We start from the raw sequence: 19740 nt of genomic DNA on the forward strand, positions 1-19740 counted from the left end.
ACCGGTGGCGACCGCGACCGCCCGCACACCCTGTTGGGACCGCCCGCACACCCGGTCAGCCGTCCTAGGAGGCTAGTTCGCGACCCTGGGAAGCTTCTGCTCGGCTGGCTCCCGGCCTGCGCGCTCGTGCATCCCGGGCCAGCGACGGCTGCCCACTGCGTCCCGGGCCGGCGTCTGCGCGCAGCGTCCCGGGCCGGCGTCTGCGCGCAGTATCCCGGGCCGGCGTCCGCGCGCAGCGTCCCGGGCCGGCGTCCGCCCACTGCGTCCCGGGCCGGCGTCCGCGCGCAGCATCCCGGGGTCGGCGGCGACGAGTCAGGTCAGCGGCGTGCCGGTGAAGTCGGCCAGTGCCGCCAGCAACCGGTCCTGGAAGCGCACGTCGTGGACCGCCGGGTGCGGGCTGCGCAGCTGCTGGTGGTGCCAGTACCCGCCGCTGGTGAGCGCCGCCGGCTCGGTGCTGGTGGCGAGCCACTCCTGGGTGAGATGCCCGAGCCGCAGGTCGTCCGGGGCGCCCGGGCCACCCATCCTGGTCGGCACCCAGCCAGGATCGACGGCGTTGCTCAGCACGCCGGGCCGCAGCCGGGCCACCGCGACGGCCAGCGTGGTGACGAAGAGTTTGCTGTCCGAGTAGGTGCCGGTCGCCAGGCCGGCTGGATCCGCCCGGCCGCCCTGGTGCATGCCGCTGCTGAGATACACCAGACGCTGCGGGCCGTCGATCAGGGCGGTGAGCAGATAGGGCGCGACCACGTTGACCGGCATGATCTGCGCGCCGCGGTAGACGCCGGCGTTGTGGATCACCGCGTCGATCGCGCCGAGCCGGTTGACCTGCTCGGCGACCTCCCGCGTCTCGCCCTGGTCGGCCAGGTCACCGGCGACGGTCACGGCGCCGCGGTCGACGAGGTCCTGCACGGCGGTCAGCCGCTGCCGGGAGCGGACATGCACGACGACCTTGTGCCCGTCGCCGAGCAGGGTGTCGGCAGCGGCCCGCCCCAGGCCGTCCGCGGAGCCGGTGATGAGAATGCACGCCATGGCGTGCATTCTCGCCCTTACTGGTTGCTGAAGGCGGCGTCGAACGATGCCGTCGGCAGCGGCCACAGCATCGAGCGGACCCGGCCGACCGCTTCGGCGGCGCCGTGCAGGCGGTCCATGCCGGCGTCCTCCCACTCGATGGAGATCGGGCCGGTGTAGCCGATCGAGGCCAGGGCGCGGAACGCGTCCTCCCAGGGGACGTCGCCGTGGCCGGTGGAGACGAAGTCCCAGCCGCGGCGCGGGTCGCCCCAGGGCAGGTGGGAGCCGAGGATGCCGGAGCGGCCGGTGGCCGGGCGGACGCGGGTGTCCTTGCAGTCGACGTGGTAGATGCGGTCGGCGAAGTCGGTGATGAAACCGACCGTGTCGACGCCCTGCCACAGCATGTGCGACGGGTCCCAGTTGAAGCCGAACGCGGGGCGCCGGTCGATCGCTTCCAGGGTGCGCACCGACGTCCAGTAGTCGTACGCGATCTCCGACGGGTGGACCTCGTGCGCGTATTTCACGCCTTCGGCGTCGAAGACGTCGAGGATCGGGTTCCAGCGGCGGGCGAAGTCCTCGTAGCCGTCGTCGATCACCGACTGCGGCACCGGCGGGAACATCGCGACGTACTTCCAGATCTTCGAGCCGGTGAAGCCGACCACCACGTCGGCGCCGAGACGGCGGGCCACCCGGGCGGCCCGCTTCATGTCTTCGGCGGCGCGTTGGCGTACGCCCTCGGGGTCGCCGTCGCCCCACGTGCCGGGCCGCAGGATGGCCTGGTGCCGGAAGTCGATGGGGTCGTCGCAGACGGCCTGGCCGGTCAGGTGGTTGGAGATCGCCCAGCAGCGCAGGCCGTACTTGTCCAGGATGTCCAGGCGCGACTGCAGGTAGGCCGGGTCGGCCTCGGCGCGTTCCAGGTCGAGGTGGTCACCGGAGGCGGCGATCTCCAGACCGTCGTAACCCCACTCCGAGGCCAGCCTGGCGACCTCGGTGAACGGCAGGTCGGCCCACTGGCCGGTGAACAGCGTGACGGGCTGACGGGCAGTCATGCGAGCCTCTCGAACGAACGGATGTGGCGCAGGGACGTGACGGTGTCGACGGTCGGCATGTACTCGAGCCCGATCGGCCCGCGGTATCCAGCTTCGCGCAGAACCCGCAGTTGGGCCGCCCAGTCCAGCGAGCCGCTGCCGGGTTCGCCACGGCCGGGCGCGTCGGCGATCTGCACGTAGTCGACCAGGTCACCGGCGTCGGCCAGTACCGTCGCGGGGTCCTCGGACTCGGTGACCGAGTGGTACAGGTCGTAGAGGATGCCGAAGCGCTCAGAGTCGACGGCGCGGGCGACCGCGACGGCCTCCGCGGTGCGGTCGAGCAGCGCGCCCGGGTGGTCGACGCGGGTGTTGACCGGTTCCAGCACGAGCTTCACGCCGGAACCCTCGGTCCGGGTCACCGCCTCGCGGAACACCTCGACCAGGCGTTCCAGGTTCTGCGGCCGCTTGGCGCCGGGGAAGCCGATGCCGGAGCCCAGCACGATGCGCGGCGAGCCGAGCGTCCGGGCGTTCTCGATGCCGCGGTCCAGGCCGTCGAAGAACGGCTTCAGGTCGGTGCCGGGCAGCGTGAAGTTGGTGCGCGGCTCCGCGATCATCGAGGTCAGCGCGACCCCGGTGTCGCCGAGGGCCCTGCCGATCGCGGTGACGTCCCGGTCGAGGGTGCCCCACATCTCGACGGCGTCGAACCCGGCCGCGGCGGCGGCCCGGATCCGGTCGGCGATGTCCGGGCCGGCTTCGGTGAAGAGAAGTTCGACGTTCGGGGAGAGCTGATACACGGTCACTCCCCCAACGCGGCGATCGAGCGGCGGATCAGGTCGTGCTGGCGGCGGACCAGGTCGACCGGGTCGGCCTCGTCCAGGTCGGCGAACGCGTGCCCCTCCCACTCGCTGGAGAAGAACCCGTCGTAGCCGCCGCGGACGAACTCGCGCACGATCGCCGGGTAGTCGATGGCCGGCTCGTCGCCGTTGTCGTCGATGTCGTAGAACTTGGCGTGCACGTGGACGATCTGCGGCATGATGTCGGCCCATTCGCGCGGGTCGACGTGGCCGTGCATGTTGAACGCCAGCCGGGCGAACGAGCCGAGGCTCTCCGGGGCGATCCCGCGCGAGTGCAGGTATTCGACGAACTCGCCGTGCCGGGCGTTGATGTCCCCGTCGCCGGCCCAGATCACCTGCAGTTTGTCGAGGTCGACCGGTTCCAGGCCGAGCTTTGCCAGCTTGCGCAGCAGGGTCGGCGACATCCGGCGCATGGTCGAGCTGAAGTCGGCGACGAATCCGAGTCGCGGCGAGTCGATTTCGCCGTAGAGCTCGCGGATCTCGAGGACCTTCGGCGAGTTCGGGCCGAGCGGGGCGTGGATCTCCCAGCCGAGGGTGAGGTCGAGTTCCTCGGCCACCGGCATCAGCCGGCGGATCAGCGAGGGTTTGGCGCTCTGGATACGCACGAGCGGGAAGCCCAGGGCGCGGGCGCTGCGGAACTGGGCGACGGTGAACTCGTACTCCTCGTCCTCGGTCATGTCCCGGTCGCGGCGCCGGCCCATGTCCAGGTTGCAGCCGAACGAGCTGGGCACCAGACCGTGCCGGTCGAAGGCGTCGCGCCACTCCCGCACGAATTCATCAGTGACGTACGGATAGGTGCGCAACGTCTGCGAGGCGACGATCTCCACACCCGGCCCGATGCCGGTCTTGGCGACCGTGTCGAGCAGCCCGGCCAGGTCGTAGCGGCCGGCGGCCCACTCGCTGGTCAGGGAGTAGAGGGTGAGTCCGAGTTTGATGGTCATGCTCCGACCCCCAGGGTCCGGCGGTTGCTGGCGTGGTTGGTCACGTACTTCTGCGGCGCGATCTGCATGTACGGCAGTCGCAGGTCGACGGTCACCTCGACGTCGAGGTCCGACCCGGCCGGGGCAGGCGCATCGAGGGTGACGATGACGGTGAGGCGGTCCTGGATGAACCAGAGCACGTCCCACTGCTCGCCCAGCTCGTCGATCCGGTAGCTGCGCCCGTCCAGTTCGGCGCGCAGCCGCGAGGCGGGGACGGGCTGCCCACCGACCGCGACAGCGATGTCGGTGACGCTGGACAGCCAGAGGCTGCGGTACCAGGGCACGGTCAGCCTGATCGCCAGACCGTCCGGGTGGGTGGCCAGGCTGTCGTCGCTGAGGACGGTGTCACCGGTAGCCATGTGTGCGCTCCAATCCGAGTTCGTGCTGCAGGTACCAGCTGTTGAGCATCGCGAGTTCGGCCGGGTTGCCGCCGTGGTCGCTCTCGACGACGACCCAGCCCGGGTAGTCGTGTTCGCGCAGCGCCGCGACGAAGGCCTCGACGTCGACCAGGCCGCCCTCGGTGCCGAGTTCGTAGAACCAGCGTTCGATGCGCCGCCCGGCGCCGCCGCGCAGCATGGTCGTCTCCGCGCCCGGCATGAGGTATTCGGTGCCGGTGTCCGCGTACCGGGTGTCCTTGAGGTGCACGTGGGTGACCCGGTCGTGGTGCCGGCGGTAGAAGGCGACCGGGTCGATGCCGCCGATGGTCAGTTCGGCGGTGTCCAGGGCCAGCCCGGCGTCGGTGGCGGCCAGGAGGTTCTCCAGGTCGGCTTCGGTGTGCACCGCGCTCAGGCAGTCGTAGTGCAGGGCGACGCGAACCCCGGAGGCGGCGGCCAGTTCGCCGACCCGGTTCCACACCTGGCCGATGTGCTTGATCGCGTCGGCGTCCAGCGGCGGGCTCAGCCAGGCCGAGCCGGTCGGCCGCACGACGAGGGTGTCGGCGCCGATTCCGGCCAGGAAGTCGATGAACGGCCGGGCGGACTCGACGATCGCGTCGTGGTCGGCCGGGTTCGCGGTGGACCGGAACGCCCAGCCCTCCTCCTCGACCGGCTGGCCCGGGTCCCAGAACATGCTGGACACACCCCGGATCGAGCAGCCGCGCAGGAACTCCAGGAAGCCGGCGTGGCTGCCGTGGTTGAGCAGGATCACCTCGGGGCGGCCGAGGTTGTCCCAGCGGCCGGTGCCGGCGGCCAGCTCGATGTGGTCGAAGCCGCACGCCGACACGGTCTTGAGGGCACGCTTCTGGTCCTCGTGCCGGACGAACACGTCCATCCGGATGTTCCATTGGTTGAGTGCGTACGCCCACCTCATGCGGTCACCTCCGCGAGGACGTTGTCGATGTACCACTTGGCGACGCAGGTCGCCTCGGCGTAACTGCCGCCGCCGAGTTCGGCCTTGTCGTGCTCGACGGTGAGCCAGCCGTCGTATCCGGAGGCGACGATCTCGCGGATCAAAGCCGGGAAGTCGACCAGGCCGCCCTCGGTGCCCATCTCGTAGAACCAGCGGTCCACGCCGGGCGCCATCAGCTCCGGGTCCGGCGGAGTCCGGTACGCCTCGGCGGTGTCGACGGTGTGGGTGTCCTTGAAGTGGAAGCCGGTGCAGCGGTCCTTGTAGTCGCGGAACATCTGGATCGGGTCGACCCCGGCGATGGTGTGCTGGGCGGTGTCGCAGAAGAAGTGGACCAGCGCGGGGTCGGTCTCGGCGAAGAACAGGTCGAGCTGTTCACGCGTACGGATGGCGCCCCAGAATTCGAAGTGGCAGGTGGTCTTCATGCCGTGCTGCAAGGTCATCGCGCCGACCCGGTTCCACAGATCCGCCATGATCTTGATCTTGTCCGGCGTGACCGGCTCGACCTGGAAGTACGTGGTGGTCGGCATGACGATGAAGTTCTCCACCGACAGGCCCTCGACGGCGCGCACGGTGTTCTCGCAGTCGGCGAAGATCCGGTCGTGGGTCTCGCGGACGTGCGGGGCCGTGTACTTCGTGGCGTACGGATAGGCCGAGAAAATGCCGGTGATCTTGTCGAAGCCGTTGTCCTGCAGGAAGCGCTCGAAGCCGGCGACCGAGCCGTACATGCCGGCCAGCATCGGCAGGTAGAAGAAGAACGTGTCGAAACCTTGGAAACCCAGCGCCGACAGCTGCTTGACGTAGCGGTCCATGTAGGCGCGGTTGAACGACGGGGGCTGCGGACCCTGCGGGGTCTCGGTGACCCAGTGATCCATGTAGGACCATTTCATGCGGGCCTCCTTTCAGCGGCGAGGGGGAAGGCGATCAAGCACGAGGCGGCGAGCAGCACGGCGCCGGTGAGCAGGCCCGCGCCGGTGGACGAGGCGGCGCTGGCGACGGCGACCAGGACGGCCAGGCCGACCGCGCTGCCGACCTGCTTGGAGGCGTTGAGCAGCCCGGACGCCAGGCCCGCCTGCTCGGCCGGCAGACCCGAGGTGGCAGTCACGGTCAGCGGCAGCCCGGAGGCGCCGAGACCGGCCATCACCAGCACGAGCGGGGGAAGCACGGCCCACACGTACCGGTCGTCCGGGCCGATCAGCGACAGCCAGGCCAGCCCGGCGGCGGCCAGCAGCGAGCCGGCCACGAACAGCCGGCGCGGGCCGAGCCGGCCGATCGTGAGCGAGGCGGCCCGGGCACCGAGCGCGATGCCGATCGCGCCGGGTGTCAGCGCGAGCCCGGCCTGCAGCGGGTCCATCCGGAGAACCTGCTGCAGGTAGAGGCTCAGGAAGAACATGGTCGCCGGCAGCACGCCGCTGACCAGGGCGGCGAGCACGTTGGCGGCGGTCACCGAGCGGATCCGGAAGACACCGAGGGGCACGATCGGGTACGCCGCGCGCCGCTCCACCAGCACGAACACGGCGAACGCCGCCACCGCCAGCAGCCCGACGCCGAGCGTCTGCGGCGCCGCCCAGCCGTGCTCCTCGGCCAGGATCACCGCGGACACCAGCGCCGCGGTGCCGGTGGTGACCGCGATCGAGCCGGGCAGGTCGAGCCGGCCGCGGGTGTCGCGGCGGCCCTGTCCGGTCATCACCCAGGCCGCGGCCGCGATCAGGATCGCGCCCAGCGGCACGTTGACGAAGAACACCCAGCGCCAGCTCAGCAGCCCGGTCAGGACGCCGCCGAGGATGCCGCCGAACGCTCCCCCGGCGGCGGCCGCGGCGGTCAGCACGCTGAGCGCCTTCGCCCGGGCCTTCTGGTCGGCGACCCCGGCGGTGACCAGGGTGAGCGTGGTCGGCACCAGCACCGCGGCGCCGGCGCCCTGGACGAACCGGGCGGCGATCAGCTGCCAGCCGGCCTGGGCGAAACCGCAGGCCAGGCTGGCGAGCGAGAACAGCAGCAGGCCGGCCAGGAAGGCCCGCTTGTGCCCCCACAGGTCACCGACGCGCCCGCCGAGCAGCAGGAACCCGGCGAACGTGAGCGTGTAGCTGCTGACCACCCACTGCAGGCCGGTCGCGTCGAGCGCCAGGCTGCTCTGGATCGGCGGCAGCGCCACGTTGACGATCGAGGCGTCCAGCACGCAGACGAACTGGGCGGCGCAGGCGATCGCGAGCAGCAGCCGGGGGCGGCTGCTGACGGTCGTTGCCGGGGCGACAGTCACCCCGCCAGCTCCGCGGCCAGGGCGCCGGCGCCGCGCACGGCGATCGCGACGCTGGTCAGGGTGGGGTTGCAGGAGTTGGCGGTGGGGATCAGGCCGTTGCCGGCCAGGACCAGACCGGGTACGCCCCACACCCGCGAGAACGGGTCGCAGACGCTGGTGCCGTCGTCGGCCGGGCCCATCCGGACTGTGCCCATGTAGTGCAGTGAGCTGCCGGCCGGCATCACCTTGGGCATGCCCTCGACGAAGGAGCCGAGGGCGGCCGCGGCGCGGGCCTGGTGTCCCCGGGCCCGGTCGAGTTCGGCCTGCTCCCGCTCGGTCAGCTCGTACGCGATCCGGATGCCGGGCAGCCCGTTCTCGTCGGGCTGGTCGTCGGCGAAGGTCAGCCGGTCCTGCGGCCGCGGCCACTTGCGCACGCCCCAGCCCATCCCGGCGTACCCGGCCGGGTTGTCGCGGTACGGGCTGTCCGCGGGCAGCGGCACCGGGCAGATCGGGCTGAACATGATCTGCGCGTGGTACGGGTGTTTCTCCTCGTCGAAGCCGATCCCGACGACCGCGCGGATCGGGTCGACCGGCGCGACACTGTCGGCGCGCGGCGGCACCGCCCCGTCGCGCAGGGCGACGACACCGAACAGCAACGGGTGCTCGGTCAGGTATCGGCCGAGCGCGTCGGGGCGGATCCCGGAGGCCCAGAGCAGCTGCGGCGTACGGATGGCGTCCGCCGCGACCACGACCGCATCCGCTCGCACCTCCTCCTCGGCCCCGGTGCGCTGGTCGCGCAGCACCGCCCCGGTCACCCGGTCGCCGTCGCGCAGCAGCCGCACGCACAGCGTCTCGGACCGCAGCGTGAACCGGGGGTCGCTGAGCACCGGGGCCAGCACCACGTCGGTGCCGCTCCAGCGCAGCGTGCCGTCCTCGCGCGGGTCGGCGGCGACCGGCAGCGGCCGCACGGTGATGCCGTCCGGCGCGAACTCCTTGCCGAGCAGTTCCAGGATCGCCGACGCCTGCGGCGAGTCACCGAACGCCGCCCGCGTGGTGTGCAGCAGCTTCTCCGCCTCGGTGATGTGCTCGTCCCACTCCCGCGGGTCGAGGAAGTCGATCCGCTCGCTGCCGACCGGGCGCGGGGTGGCGCACGTCCAGTGCACGCCCTGCCCGCCGACGCAGGACGCCGCGGCGGCGGCCGGCATCCCCGGCGAGCCCTCGGCGGCGCTGCCGATCAGGAAGGTGCCCTGACGTGCGGTGACGGTGCCTTCGACGACGACACCTCCGGGGATGCCGGAGACGCCGCTGTCGGTGGCCCGGCCCTGCGAGGCGAGCCGGGCGGCGGCCTGTTCGGCCGGGTCGGCGATGTTCTTGACGTTCATGCCGGGCGGGTCGGAGACGACCGGCCCACCCTCCACCATCAGGACGGTGACGCCGGGGACGGATTCCAGGAGCTTGCGGGCGTACGTGGCGCCGGTCGGGCCGCTGCCGACGATCAGAACGGTCGAGGTCACGGGGACACCTCCAGAAGGTCGGCGAGAGCGCGGGCGGTGATCACGGCGAGGGCCACCGCGGTCAGCGTCGGGTTGCAGGCGGTCGCGGTCGGGATGACGTTGTTGCCGCCGACGAAGACGTTCGCGGTGCCCCAGACCCGGCCGGCCGGGTCGCAGACGCTGGTGCCGTCGTCGGCCGGGCCCATCCGGGTGGTGCCCTGGTAGTGCAGGGAACTGCCGGCGGGCAGCACGAACGGCTCGCCGAGCGGGCGGCCGAGGGCTTTCGCGGCGGTGCGCAGCTCCTCGACGGCCGCGGCGATCGCGGCCTGGTCGGCGTCGGTCAGCGTGTAGTCGACCCGGATCGCCGGCATGCCGTGCTCGTCGGGGGTGTCCTCGTCGAACCAGACCCGGTCGGCGGCGGACACCTCCTTGCGGCAGAACCAGCCGAGCCCGACGACCTGGCCGGGGCGCACGGTGATGCCGGGGTCGAGCTTGACCGGGGAAGCGTCCATCTGCATGACCTGGCCGTGGAAGGGGCGGCCGGCGGCGTACGGCACCCAGGACACGCCGGAGAGCGGAATGATCGCGCCGCCACCCGGTGTGCTGGCCGCCGACACGCTCACCTTCGCCGGGGCCTCGTCGGTGACGTACCGGTCGTCCAGCAACGACGCCGTCATGATCTGCGGCTGGTCGTTCAGATACCGGCCGAGCGCGGCCGACCGGATCCCGGAGACCCACAACAGCTGCGGGGTACGGAACGCGTCCGCCGCCACCACGACAGCGCGGCTCTCGACGACTTCACGCTCACCGGTGGCCACGTCGACGACCTCGACACCGGTGGCCCGGTCGCCCTCGGTGACGATCCGCGTGGCCCGCGTGCCCGCCCGAAGGGTGACGTTGCCGCGCTCCCACAGGTCACCGGCGATCACCGCCGGGCCGGTCCAGTGCAGGCTGCCGTCACCGGAGGCGGCGACCGCGACCGGCATCGGCCCGACCGGCCGCCGCTCGGGCTGGTCGAACACCTCCCCCAGCACCTGCTGCACCGCGTCCCGCAGCGGCGCGCCGTCGAACGCGTGCGTCGTCACGGCCAGCAGTTCCTCGGCCCGGTCCAGCGCCTCGTCCAGGACGGCCGGGTCGAGGAAGCCGGGCACCTCGTCGTCGCCGGGCCGCGGGCAGGCCGCGGTCCAGTGCGCGCCCATCCCACCGACGTTCGTGGAGATCGCGGCGTTGGGCATGTCCGGTGTGCCGATCAGCGCGGTTCCCGGCCGGGCCGGGGTGGCACCCGGCGGCGGCGCCGCACCCGCCGGCAGCCCGGCCAGCGCCGCGCCCGGATCGGCGATGTTCTTCACGTGCCCGCCGGGCACGTCGCCGAGCACCTGCCCGGCCTCCAGCACGAGGATGCGCAGGTCGGGGGCCCGGTCGGCCAGTTCCCGGGCGGCGGCGGTGCCGACCGGACCCGATCCGACAACCACCACGTCGTACGCGCTCATGTCGCTCCTTGAGAGGATCAGCCCGCCAGGGTGAGCCGCTTGCTGTCGCGGCCACCGCCCGGCACGGGCATGTAGGAGATCCGCAGCCGGACGACTACGGTGACGTCGTGCTCGCCGGCGGCGAGCGGTTCGTCGGTGGTGAAGCCGAGCTGGGCGCGTTCGCCCATCTCCCAGCGGTCGTCGGTGACCTGCGGCAGCTGGTCGAAGGTGTACGTGTTGCCGTGCACGGTGAACGTGGTGCGCGAGGACGGCACCGGCTTGCCGTCGAGCACCAGGTCGACAGCCTCGACCATGGACAGGGTCAGGCCGCGGTAGTACGGCATCCGCACCTCGACCACCCCGCCGTCCTCGCGGGCGGTGAAGCCCTCCTCGCAGACGATGTACTTGTCGAACATCAGGCTTCCTCTCCCAGAAGGCGGGCGAACATGGCGTGCTGGCGGCGGACCTGCTCGACGCTGTCCACCGGGTAGACGTCCTGGATGTGGCGGTTGCCCTCGTACTCGCTGGACAGGTAGCCGTCGAAGCCGCCCGCGGCGAGCACCGGCACGATCTCGTCGTACGGGATCGAGTACTCGGTGAGGTCCTCGGTCATCTCGTAGAACTTGGCCTGGATGTGCCCGATCAGGCCCATGTGCGGCAGCATCGCCTTCGGGTCCGACCAGATGTAGTGGGTGGCCTGCCGGGCCAGACCGAAGTCGACCGGGCCGCCGCCGCGGTAGTTCACGATGTCCATCAGCGCGTGCGAGTCGCCGTGGTCGTCGTAGGTCTTGACGATCAGGTCGACCAGTTCCGGCTTCGCGCCGTCGCGCAGGGCCCGCTCGCTGACCACCCGCGGGAACCGCTTCACGTAGGTGCCCATGTCCGGCATCAGGCCCAGCGCCGGCGAGCCGGTGCGGTGCATGACCTCCAGGTGCTGCAGGATCCACGGGTGCTCGTAGTGGAACGGCGCGTGCACCTCGAGCAGCAGGCGTACGCCCTTCTCCTCGGCGTACGGCGCGGCCGCCGCCATCACCTCCGGCGGGGTGTTGATGATCGCCCGGATGATGGTGGCGCCGAGCTTCACCGCGATGTCGATGTCCTGGTGCACCGAGGCGACCTGCTCCTCGAGGGTCAGCCAGCGGTTCGGGTAGCGCTTGGTGTCCAGGAACAGGTCGGTCGCCACCGGGTGCGTGCCGTACTTGTCCATCCAGCCGAACCAGTCGGTCACGAACTCGTCGGTCAGCTTCGGGTAGCCGGGGATCGACTGCTCGGGGATGATCTCGATGCCCTTGGCGCCGATCTCCCCGGCCACCCGGATGCAGTCCTCCAGCGACAGCGTCCGCAGGAAGTACTCCTCCTGGAACGAGTAGAGGCTCACGCCACGCTTGATGCTCACGCTGTCTTCCTTTCTTTACGGTGGTCGACCCAGTGCGGCAGGTCCCAGGGGCGGGCGAGCGCCTCGCGCAGGCGGGCGGCCAGGTCGTCGCGGTCGGGCAGGGGCGAGAAACGGCCGTCGGGCCGGGTGTAGACGCGGCAGCCCAGGGCGGGCGGGCTGTCGTCGGCGTACAGGTCGGCGCCGCCGACGTGGAAGGTCGGCGAGCCCGGGAAACCCGGCTCAGGGGTGTGCACCTCGCGTTCGGCGACGTGCACCTCGGTGCGCCCGGCCTCGGCGAGCACCGCACGCAGCAACTCGGCGGCCTGCTCGTGGCTGGGGCAGCCGGCCCACCAGAGCAGCTCCACCCGCCACTTGATCGAGCAACCGGCCGGTGAGGTGATCGGCCTGGTCACGTCGCTTCCGGTCAGCACGCTTTCCAACGCTTGGCGTACGTACGACGCGTTCTGCGCCGGGTCGTCGTAGTCCGCGTCCGGGGCGCCGTGGTAGCGGACGGACCCGGCCCGGTCGATCACGAACACCTCGGGCGTCGCGGTGGCGCCGTAGGCACGGGCCGTGGACTGGGCGGCGTCCCGCAGGAACGGGCCGGCCAGTTCGCCGCCGGCCACCCGGGCGGCCATCACGGCGGCGGTGTCCTGCGGCGCGCCGGTCTCGTCGTTGCTGATGATCTGCAGGACGACGACGCCCCGGTCCGCGTAGTCGCGGGCCACGTCCTGGATCCGGTCGTGCCAGGCGCGGGCGTACGGGCAGCCGTTGGCGGTGAAGACCACCACCGTGGCCGCCTGCTCGGCGGGCGCGAGGCTGACCAGCGTGCCATCGGTGTCCGGAAGGGTGAAAGCGGGCGCCTTGTCACCGACAGTGAGCCTCATCGGACGGTCACCTCCGTTCGGGCGGTGGCGCGCTGCACGAGCGGCACGCCGGGGGCCTGCTGGATGTAGGGGATGCGGACCGCGACGCTGACCTCGATCTCGCCGCCGGCGGCCGGCGCGCTGACCTCGATCGGATCGCGCAGGTCCCACGTCCCGCCGTCGGGGATCACGCCGGGCACGCCGTTGACCTCGACGGACTCGACACAGGACAGCGGCAGCGACCGGTACCACGGCAGGTGGACGGCGACGACCAGACGACCGTCGCGGACGGTGGCGCATCCGGGGCGCAGCATGCCTTCGTGCATGGTCATGCGACAGCCTCCAGCAGGTCGAGGTGCGCGCGGGTCAGTGCGATCGGGTCGGCGTCGGCTAGTTCGAGCAGTTCGTGGCCGCCCCACTCGCTGACCACCGCGCCGTCGTATCCCGCCCCGGCGAGCGCGGCGATCCAGGCGCCGTGCGGTTCGCGGACCGTCTCGAGGTCGGTGTCCCAGAACTTGGCGTGCGCGTGGACCACAGCGGGCAGCACATGCGCCCAGTCGGCCGGCTGCGTGGTGCCGCACCGGCCGAGGACGCCGGCCACCAGCATCGTCTGCATCGGGTTGCCCGCGACGATGCCGAGCGCCTCGCCCATCCTCCCGCGGGCCCGGTACACCGCGTCGACCGCCTCGCCCGGCAGGCCCAGCCGCAGCAGCGCGGTGCGCAGCCCGCCCGGCAGCTCCGGCGTGGTCAGGCTGAAGTCCAGCGTGAATCCCAGGTACGGGCTGCCGGTCTCCGCCCGCAGGGCGAGGACCTCCAGGACCGCCGGCGCGTCGGGCGCGGTGGTGCCCTGGATCTCGAACGTGAGCACGACACCGTTGGCCTCGGCCGCTACCAGAGCCCGCCGCAGCAGCCCGGGCGCCATGCCCAGGGTTGCGCGGACCACCGGGAAGCCGAGCCGGGCGGCCGCCTCGATCTGCGGCAGGAGCTCGTCGAACGCCTCGTCCTCGCTCAGCACCCGGCCGGCGTGCCGGTACAGATCGGTATAGACGCCCAGCGCCGCCGGCCGCAGCCCGAGCCGGTCCACCGCGTCACGCCAGTCCCGTTCGTCCGCCGGGTCCAGCTGCGGGAAGCCCCGCCAACTCTGGTGCCCGATCACCTCGATCGCCGGACCGCACTTGGCGACCTGTTCCAGCAGCTCGACCGGGGTGGCGCCGAAGCGCCACAGCGGCGTCAGCGAGAACAGCGTCGTCCCGAAGATCACGAGACGACCTCCACCCACTGCGCGGTCCGCGACGACTCCAGGACGGCCGCGGTGATCCGGGCCGCGCGCAGCCCGTCGGCGAAGGTGGGCAGCCCGTCCGGCTGACCGCCGGCCAGCGCCGCGTAGGTGTCGGCGACGAACGCGTCGAAGCAGTCCTGGTAGCCCTGCGGGTGCCCGGCCGGCAGCACGCCGGGGAACTCGGTGGTCGCGCCGCGCAGGTGCACCTGGTTGACGTCGCGGCCGCCGATCCACAGCGACTCCGGGTTCTCCTGGTCGAAGCTGAGCGACTCGGCCGCCGCGTCGACGGAGAACCACAGCCGGTTCTTGCGGCCGGGGCTGACCTGGCTGACGGTCAGCGTGCCGGTGGCGCCGCGGTCGGTCTCGAAGAGCACGACGGCGGCGTCCTCGGTGGTCACGGCCCGGCCGTTGCGTTCCGGGACGGCGACCACGGTGCGGGCCGCGAGCCGGGCGATGCGGTGGCCGGTGACGAACTCGACCAGGTCGCACCAGTGCACGCCGATGTCGGCGAACGCCCGCGACGGGCCGCCGGCGGCCGCGTCGACGCGCCAGTTGTCGTCGTTCTCCTCGGCGAGCCAGTCCTGCAGGTAGGAGCCGTGCAGTAGGCGTACCGGGCCGGTCTGCCCGCCGGCCACCCTGGCGCGTGCGGTGCGCACGGTCGGGTAGAAGCGGTAGACGAACGGCACGGTCGCGGTCACCCCGGCGGCCCGGGCCCGTTCGACCAGGTCCTCGGCCTCGGCCGGGTCGACCGCGAGGGGCTTCTCGCAGACGACCGACTTGCCGGCGTCGATGGCGGCCCGCACCAGCGGGGCGTGGGTGGCGTTCGGGGTGCAGATGTGGACGACGTCGATGTCGTCGGCGTTCATCAGCTCGTCGACCGTGGCCACCGACGCCTCGGCGTCCAGGCGCTCGGCTCCGGCCCGCGAGGACTCGGGCGACGATCCCAGGACCCGGGCGACGGTGCCGCCTGCCCGGCGAATGGCGCGTGCGTGCACAGCGCCCATGAACCCGGTGCCGACGATGCCGGCACGGACGCGATCGGCCACTTGCGGCCTCCTTCAGGGTGCATTCGACCAGGCCCACGTCGCAGGTGGGCCGGAATGAGGGGGAAGAGCTACTTCACGCCGCCGGCGAACCCCTGGATGAACTTCTTCTGGGCGAACAGGTAGAAGCCGAGGATCGGGATCATCGAGATGATCACGATGGCGAAGATCTTGTTCCAGGCCGAGACCAGGGAGCCGACGTAGTAGTACATCGACACGGTCAGGGTCTGGTAGTCGGAGCCGCCCAGGAAGATCAGGGCGGTGAAGAAGTCGTTCCAGACGATCAGGCCGGTCAGGATCGCCACGGTGCCGGTGGCCGGGGCCATCAGCGGCAGCACGATGCGCAGGAAGACCCGGCCGGGGCCGGCGCCGTCGATGGCGGCCGCCTCCTCGTAGTCACGCGGCAGCGCCCGGAAGAACCCGGCGTAGAGGAACACCGCGAGCGGCATCAGCGTGCCGGCGTACAGGACGATCATGCCCCAGGGGGTGCCGACCAGGCCCATCGTGCGGGCGCCGATGTAGAGCGGGATGATGCCCAACTGGGCGGGCAGGATGATCGCGATGAGGAACAGGTAGAACGCGATCGAGCTCCAGCGGCGGGTGCTGCGGGCCAGGACGTACGCGGCCAACGAGCCGAACGCGACCAGGCCGAGAATGCTCCCGACCGTGATCATCACGCTGTTGACCAGGCTGAACAGGATGTTGTTGTCACCGCTGGTGGTCAGCACGTCGGTGAAGTTGGCGACCGTCGGCCGGCTCGGCAGCGCCGAGGACGTCGTGGTCAGCAGCTCCTCGTCGGGCTTGAGGGCGGTGGCGAGCAGGAAGTAGAAGGGCATCAGGCCGATCAGCGCGGCGATCCAGACGAGCACCTCACGCAGGAACGTGGCCTTGGTGTAGCGGAACAAGTGAACCCCTCCCTACGTGCGGTCTCGGGTGGCGGCCTGCTGCAGCGCCGAGAAGACGAGGATGATGGCGGTCAGCATCAGCGCGAGCGCCGCACCGAATCCGAAGTTGCTCAGCGCGAAGGTCTCCTTGTAGACCTGGGTCGCCAGCGTCTCGGTCGCTCCGCCGGGCCCGCCGCCGGTCAGCGCCATCACCTGGTCGAAGACCCGCAGACCCTGGACCAGCATGAGCGTCCCGGCGATCGCCGTGGAAGCGCGGATCGAGGGAAGCGTGATGTGCCAGAACCGCCCCCAGGTGCCGGCGCCGTCGAGCGCGCCCGCCTCCTCGATCTCCGGCGGCACGGTGGCCAGGCCGGCCAGGTAGATGACCATGACGAGGCCGGTGGTCTGCCAGACCATCACGATCAGGACCGCCCAGAGCGCCAGGCCGGGCTCGGCCAGCCAGGGCCGCTGCCAGTCCTCGCGGCCGAGCCAGCCGAGGAACTGGTTGATCGGGCCGTTGAAGTCGAAGATGAACTTCCAGATGTACGAGACCGCGAGCGGGCTGAGCACCACCGGCATGAAGATCAGCACCCGGAGCAGGTACCGCGACTTCAGGGTCCGGTTGAGCGCCAGCGCCAGCATCAGTCCGAACACGTTGGTCAGGACGAGGAAGCCGAACGCCAGGAACAGCGTGTTCTTCAGCGAGCCGAGCAGCGTCGGATCGTCGATGATCTTCCGGAAGTTCTCCAGGCCGATGAAGTCGAACGCGCCGACCCCGGTCCAGTTGGTGAAGGCGTAGAACGCGCCGCCGGCCGTGGCCACGTAGTGGACCAGGACGACCATGAGGACCGCGGGAAGGGCCCACCACCAGTGGCCGTACGAGATCAGGGGCCGGACCCGCCGGGGGCGGATGTCGCCGCCCCCGGCTCCCTGTTCGGGAGAGACTTCGCGCACGGTCTCAGTCTCGGTGCTCGCCGGCATGACTACTTGCTGTCCCATGCCTTGTCCACGGCCGCGAGGACGGACGCGGCGTCGCCGCGGCCCGCGATCAAGCCCTGCAGGCCCTTCGACAGCTGGTCGTAGACCGACGGGTTCGGCCACGACAGGTTCGGCAGCGGGGCGTAGTCGCCGCCGGCCAGCAGGTCCTTCACCGTGGCGTACTGCGGGGCGAGTTCGGCGCCCTCGACCCCGCTGATCGGCACCTGGCCCTCGATCTTGGTGAACTCGGCCGCGTTCTCCGGCTTGGCGAGCCACTCCAGGAAGGTCTGCGCGGCCTTCTTCTGCTCGGCGTCCGCCTTGGCGTTGATCGACATGGCGTAGTTCGGGCTGGCCAGCAGGTACTGCTTACCACCGGCGGCCGGCGGGAAGGCCCGGATCTCCAGGGTGACACCCTCGGCGTTGTTCATGATCTCGGTGGCCGAGCCGCCCGGCGCGAAGGCGCTGAGCGACGTGCCGCGGGCCAGACCCTGGGTGATGGCGTCGAAGCCACCGCCGGCGGCGCCCTTCTGGAAGCAGCCGCCCTTGTTCATCTGCTCGATGGTGGCGACGACGTCCTTCCAGCCCGCGTCCTGCGCGAAGCTGACCTTGCCGTCGGCACGCTGCTGGTTCCAGTCCGGCGTCTGGGCGTACACCCGGCTGGCCGACAGCGACATCGCCATCAGGCCGACGTTCGGCGGGGCCGAACCGGCCAGGGCGACCAGCGACTTGCCCTTGCCCGTCAGGTCCTGGCAGAGGCTCAGCATCGCGGTCGCGTCGGCCGGGAACTGGGCGCCGGCCTCGGTGGCCGCGCCGCTGTTCCACACGATGCCGACCGGGACGATGTCGGTCGGCTGCGCGTAGGTCTTGCCGTCCTGCTCGAGCAGAGCCTTGTAGGCATCCGGCACGACGGCGGTGGAGCCGGCGCTCAACGGCTCGAGCAGGCCGGCCTCGGCGAGCGGGAGAACCGCGTAGTCCTGGCCCCGGCCGGGCGCGACGACCATCAGGTCCGCGGCGTTGCCGCCCTGCAACTGGGTGCGCAGCGAGGTGCCGTAGCTGTCGTTGGGGAGCTTGCGGGCGTCGATCGCGACGCCGGTCTCCGCGGTGTACTTCTTGGCGAGCGCCTCGTACGGGCTCTCGGTGGTCGTCGAGGTGGGGAACAGGAAGCTGAAGCCCTGCTTGTCCCCGCTGCCGGAGTCGCCGCCGGCGTCGCCGCTGGTGCTGCAGGCGGAAAGCGACAGAGCGCCGGCGAGGGGTACCGCCACGAGGGCGCTGAGGCGGCGGCGTATCCCGGAGTTCTGCTTTGTCATATCGGAGCCTTTCGTGACGGACTTCCGTGAGCGGCGCGAGGGGATTCGCCGCTGAAGCCACGCTCTGTTTCAGAGCTGTGACACCGCCGTGACGGCTGTCACCAGCTTCTGCAGACAAGCGGAAGAAGTCAACGAAATGAAGACTAAAGACCGCTGATGCCAGGCATAATTCTGACCGATGATCGGGACCTCACGAGAGCCACTTGGCGCGATTGCCGACCGGGTTGTGCCTGCTCAGCGCAGCAGAAAGAGCCGGACAGCGGGAGAGCCGGCCGGCGGTGGGGTGACGCGGTGGATCAGCCGCCGGCCAATTCCGGCCGTCCGGCCGGTGACGAGAACGGCAGCCATTCGGACATGCGTTCCGGCGTGAAGAGCTCGTCCAGCACCAGATGCACGGCGCCGGCGAGGCCGGTCGCCTCGCCCAGATTCGACAGTTCGATCCGCAGCGTACGGGTGGCGAGCGGCAGACTCCGGCGATAGACCGACTCGCGGATCGCGGCGAGCACGAAGTCCCCCGCCTGCGCGACGCCACCGCCGAGCACCACCAGGCCCGGGTTGTAGAAGCTGACCAGCGTGGCCAGGGTGTCGCCGACCAGCCGTCCGGTGCGCGCCAGCAGCGCCCGCGACGCCGGGTCGCCGCGGTCTGCCGCCGCCGTGACATCCGCGGCGGTGATGTCGCCCTGCGCCGCCAGGATCCCGGCCAGCAGGGCGCTCTCCCCGGTCTCGGCCAGCCGGCGGGCGTCGCGTGCCATGGCGGCGCCGCTGGCCACCGCCTCCAGGCAGCCGACGTTGCCGCACCGGCAGACGATCTCGGCGGCCTGTGCCACCGCGATGTGCCCGATGTCGCCGGCGCAGCCGTTGGTGCCGCGGTGCAGCCGGCGCCCGGAGACCAGGCCGGCGCCGATGCCCGTACCGATCTTCACGAACAGCATGTCGTCGATCGCCGCGTACACCGGATCCGAGCGCAGCTCGCCCAGTGCCAGCAGGTTCACGTCGTTGTCCACCCAGACCGGGGCCGCGAAGCGCCGCGACAGCCGTTCCCGGATCGGGTAGCCGTCCCAGCCCGGCATGATCGGTGGGGACACCGGGAACCCGGTCGCGAACTCCACCGGGCCGGGCACCCCGACACCGATCCCCCACAGCGGCGGCGGGTCGGTCTGCTTCTCCAGCAGCTGGTCGATCAGCTCCTCGCTGCGCGCCAGCACGACTTCCGGGCCGTCGGCGATGTCGATGCGCTCCTCGGCACGGGCCAGGATCCGGCCGGTCAGGTCGGCGATGCCGACGACCATGCCGGTGGCCCCGCAGGCCACCCCGGCGACCAGACCGGCCTCCGCCCGCAGCCGCAACCGGCGCGGCGCCCGGCCTCCCGTGGAGGGCCCGAGACCCGCGGCGGCGACCAGACCGGCCGCCTCCAGCTCCGCCACCCGCTGCGAGACGACGCTGCGGCCGAGCCCGATCTGCTGCACCAGCTGCGGTTGCGTCACCCCGTCACCGGAGCGGATCGCGTCCACGACGGCCGCCAGACCGTCCAATCGCTCGGCGGACTTGCCCGGCGGCACCATTCGACCCATTGCCGCATACTAGCCAACTTCTTCCGAT

20 protein-coding genes are annotated in these 19740 nt (G+C 71.4%); all 20 read right to left on the reverse strand.

The features are described from left to right. Window positions 1–312: 312 nt before the first annotated feature. Window positions 313–1026 carry an SDR family NAD(P)-dependent oxidoreductase gene (locus OHA21_RS18455; protein ID WP_328475290.1) on the reverse strand — a complete coding sequence of 238 codons (714 nt, stop codon included), beginning with the start codon at window positions 1024–1026 and terminating at the stop codon, window positions 313–315. A gap of 17 nt (window positions 1027–1043) precedes the next feature. After that, complete coding sequence (locus tag OHA21_RS18460) at window positions 1044–2054, reverse strand: sugar phosphate isomerase/epimerase family protein (RefSeq protein WP_328475291.1); 1011 nt, start codon at window positions 2052–2054, stop codon at window positions 1044–1046. Then, complete coding sequence (locus tag OHA21_RS18465) at window positions 2051–2827, reverse strand: TIM barrel protein (RefSeq protein WP_328475292.1); 777 nt, start codon at window positions 2825–2827, stop codon at window positions 2051–2053. The genes OHA21_RS18460 and OHA21_RS18465 overlap by 4 nt, the downstream gene beginning before the upstream one ends. 2 nt (window positions 2828–2829) lie before the next feature. Further along, window positions 2830–3828, reverse strand: coding sequence for a sugar phosphate isomerase/epimerase family protein (locus OHA21_RS18470; protein ID WP_328475293.1), 999 nt, complete (start codon window positions 3826–3828; stop codon window positions 2830–2832). Continuing rightward, complete coding sequence (locus OHA21_RS18475; RefSeq protein ID WP_328475294.1) at window positions 3825–4226, reverse strand: C-glycoside deglycosidase beta subunit domain-containing protein; 402 nt, start codon at window positions 4224–4226, stop codon at window positions 3825–3827. Before OHA21_RS18475 ends, OHA21_RS18470 begins: the two co-directional genes overlap by 4 nt. Next, a complete protein-coding gene (locus OHA21_RS18480; RefSeq protein ID WP_328475295.1) occupies window positions 4213–5175 on the reverse strand; it encodes a sugar phosphate isomerase/epimerase family protein in 963 nt (320 codons plus the stop codon). The genes OHA21_RS18475 and OHA21_RS18480 overlap by 14 nt, the downstream gene beginning before the upstream one ends. Beyond that, window positions 5172–6101, reverse strand: coding sequence for a sugar phosphate isomerase/epimerase family protein (locus OHA21_RS18485; protein WP_328475296.1), 930 nt, complete (start codon window positions 6099–6101; stop codon window positions 5172–5174). The genes OHA21_RS18480 and OHA21_RS18485 overlap by 4 nt, the downstream gene beginning before the upstream one ends. Beyond that, window positions 6098–7468, reverse strand: coding sequence for an MFS transporter (locus OHA21_RS18490; protein ID WP_328475297.1), 1371 nt, complete (start codon window positions 7466–7468; stop codon window positions 6098–6100). The genes OHA21_RS18485 and OHA21_RS18490 overlap by 4 nt, the downstream gene beginning before the upstream one ends. After that, window positions 7465–8961, reverse strand: a complete 1497-nt coding sequence (locus OHA21_RS18495; RefSeq protein WP_328475298.1) for a GMC oxidoreductase — start codon at window positions 8959–8961, stop codon at window positions 7465–7467. The genes OHA21_RS18490 and OHA21_RS18495 overlap by 4 nt, the downstream gene beginning before the upstream one ends. Continuing rightward, entirely contained in the window at window positions 8958–10430 is a 1473-nt protein-coding gene (locus OHA21_RS18500; RefSeq protein WP_328475299.1) for a GMC oxidoreductase, read from the reverse strand. The genes OHA21_RS18495 and OHA21_RS18500 overlap by 4 nt, the downstream gene beginning before the upstream one ends. A 17-nt stretch (window positions 10431–10447) precedes the next feature. Next, window positions 10448–10825, reverse strand: a complete 378-nt coding sequence (locus OHA21_RS18505) for a C-glycoside deglycosidase beta subunit domain-containing protein (RefSeq protein WP_328475300.1) — start codon at window positions 10823–10825, stop codon at window positions 10448–10450. Then, complete coding sequence (locus tag OHA21_RS18510; protein WP_328475301.1) at window positions 10825–11805, reverse strand: sugar phosphate isomerase/epimerase family protein; 981 nt, start codon at window positions 11803–11805, stop codon at window positions 10825–10827. The genes OHA21_RS18505 and OHA21_RS18510 overlap by 1 nt, the downstream gene beginning before the upstream one ends. Beyond that, window positions 11802–12671, reverse strand: coding sequence for a thioredoxin family protein (locus OHA21_RS18515; RefSeq protein WP_328475302.1), 870 nt, complete (start codon window positions 12669–12671; stop codon window positions 11802–11804). The genes OHA21_RS18510 and OHA21_RS18515 overlap by 4 nt, the downstream gene beginning before the upstream one ends. Beyond that, the gene (locus tag OHA21_RS18520; protein ID WP_328475303.1) at window positions 12668–12982 is read right to left on the reverse strand and encodes a hypothetical protein; all 315 of its coding nucleotides are present in this window, start codon (window positions 12980–12982) and stop codon (window positions 12668–12670) included. The genes OHA21_RS18515 and OHA21_RS18520 overlap by 4 nt, the downstream gene beginning before the upstream one ends. After that, a complete protein-coding gene (locus tag OHA21_RS18525; protein WP_328475304.1) occupies window positions 12979–13911 on the reverse strand; it encodes a sugar phosphate isomerase/epimerase family protein in 933 nt (310 codons plus the stop codon). Before OHA21_RS18525 ends, OHA21_RS18520 begins: the two co-directional genes overlap by 4 nt. Next, window positions 13908–14975, reverse strand: a complete 1068-nt coding sequence (locus tag OHA21_RS18530; RefSeq protein WP_328475305.1) for a Gfo/Idh/MocA family protein — start codon at window positions 14973–14975, stop codon at window positions 13908–13910. The genes OHA21_RS18525 and OHA21_RS18530 overlap by 4 nt, the downstream gene beginning before the upstream one ends. Window positions 14976–15043: 68 nt before the next feature. Continuing rightward, window positions 15044–15877 carry a carbohydrate ABC transporter permease gene (locus OHA21_RS18535; protein WP_328475306.1) on the reverse strand — a complete coding sequence of 278 codons (834 nt, stop codon included), beginning with the start codon at window positions 15875–15877 and terminating at the stop codon, window positions 15044–15046. A 12-nt stretch (window positions 15878–15889) separates the two neighbouring features. Beyond that, the gene (locus OHA21_RS18540) at window positions 15890–16810 is read right to left on the reverse strand and encodes a carbohydrate ABC transporter permease (RefSeq protein ID WP_328475307.1); all 921 of its coding nucleotides are present in this window, start codon (window positions 16808–16810) and stop codon (window positions 15890–15892) included. Window positions 16811–16839: 29 nt separating this feature from the next. Next, complete coding sequence (locus OHA21_RS18545; RefSeq protein WP_328475308.1) at window positions 16840–18141, reverse strand: ABC transporter substrate-binding protein; 1302 nt, start codon at window positions 18139–18141, stop codon at window positions 16840–16842. Between the two features lie 296 nt (window positions 18142–18437). Continuing rightward, complete coding sequence (locus OHA21_RS18550; protein ID WP_328475309.1) at window positions 18438–19712, reverse strand: ROK family protein; 1275 nt, start codon at window positions 19710–19712, stop codon at window positions 18438–18440. Window positions 19713–19740: the final 28 nt, after the last annotated feature.

Source organism: Actinoplanes sp. NBC_00393 (assembly GCF_036053395.1).
In the GTDB taxonomy this organism is placed as follows: Bacteria; Actinomycetota; Actinomycetes; order Mycobacteriales; family Micromonosporaceae; genus Actinoplanes.

Bases quoted from the DNA above. Each gene is read 5' to 3' on its own strand.
- OHA21_RS18515 (WP_328475302.1), bottom strand. From the start codon at position 12,671: ATGAGGCTCACTGTCGGTGACAAGGCGCCCGCTTTCACCCTTCCGGAC.
- OHA21_RS18475 (WP_328475294.1), bottom strand. From the start codon at position 4,226: ATGGCTACCGGTGACACCGTCCTCAGCGACGACAGCCTGGCCACCCAC.
- OHA21_RS18455 (WP_328475290.1), bottom strand. From the start codon at position 1,026: ATGGCGTGCATTCTCATCACCGGCTCCGCGGACGGCCTGGGGCGGGCC.
- OHA21_RS18480 (WP_328475295.1), bottom strand. From the start codon at position 5,175: ATGAGGTGGGCGTACGCACTCAACCAATGGAACATCCGGATGGACGTG.
- OHA21_RS18500 (WP_328475299.1), bottom strand. From the start codon at position 10,430: ATGAGCGCGTACGACGTGGTGGTTGTCGGATCGGGTCCGGTCGGCACC.
- OHA21_RS18550 (WP_328475309.1), bottom strand. From the start codon at position 19,712: ATGGGTCGAATGGTGCCGCCGGGCAAGTCCGCCGAGCGATTGGACGGT.
- OHA21_RS18460 (WP_328475291.1), bottom strand. From the start codon at position 2,054: ATGACTGCCCGTCAGCCCGTCACGCTGTTCACCGGCCAGTGGGCCGAC.
- OHA21_RS18470 (WP_328475293.1), bottom strand. From the start codon at position 3,828: ATGACCATCAAACTCGGACTCACCCTCTACTCCCTGACCAGCGAGTGG.
- OHA21_RS18545 (WP_328475308.1), bottom strand. From the start codon at position 18,141: ATGACAAAGCAGAACTCCGGGATACGCCGCCGCCTCAGCGCCCTCGTG.
- OHA21_RS18520 (WP_328475303.1), bottom strand. From the start codon at position 12,982: ATGACCATGCACGAAGGCATGCTGCGCCCCGGATGCGCCACCGTCCGC.
- OHA21_RS18485 (WP_328475296.1), bottom strand. From the start codon at position 6,101: ATGAAATGGTCCTACATGGATCACTGGGTCACCGAGACCCCGCAGGGT.
- OHA21_RS18505 (WP_328475300.1), bottom strand. From the start codon at position 10,825: ATGTTCGACAAGTACATCGTCTGCGAGGAGGGCTTCACCGCCCGCGAG.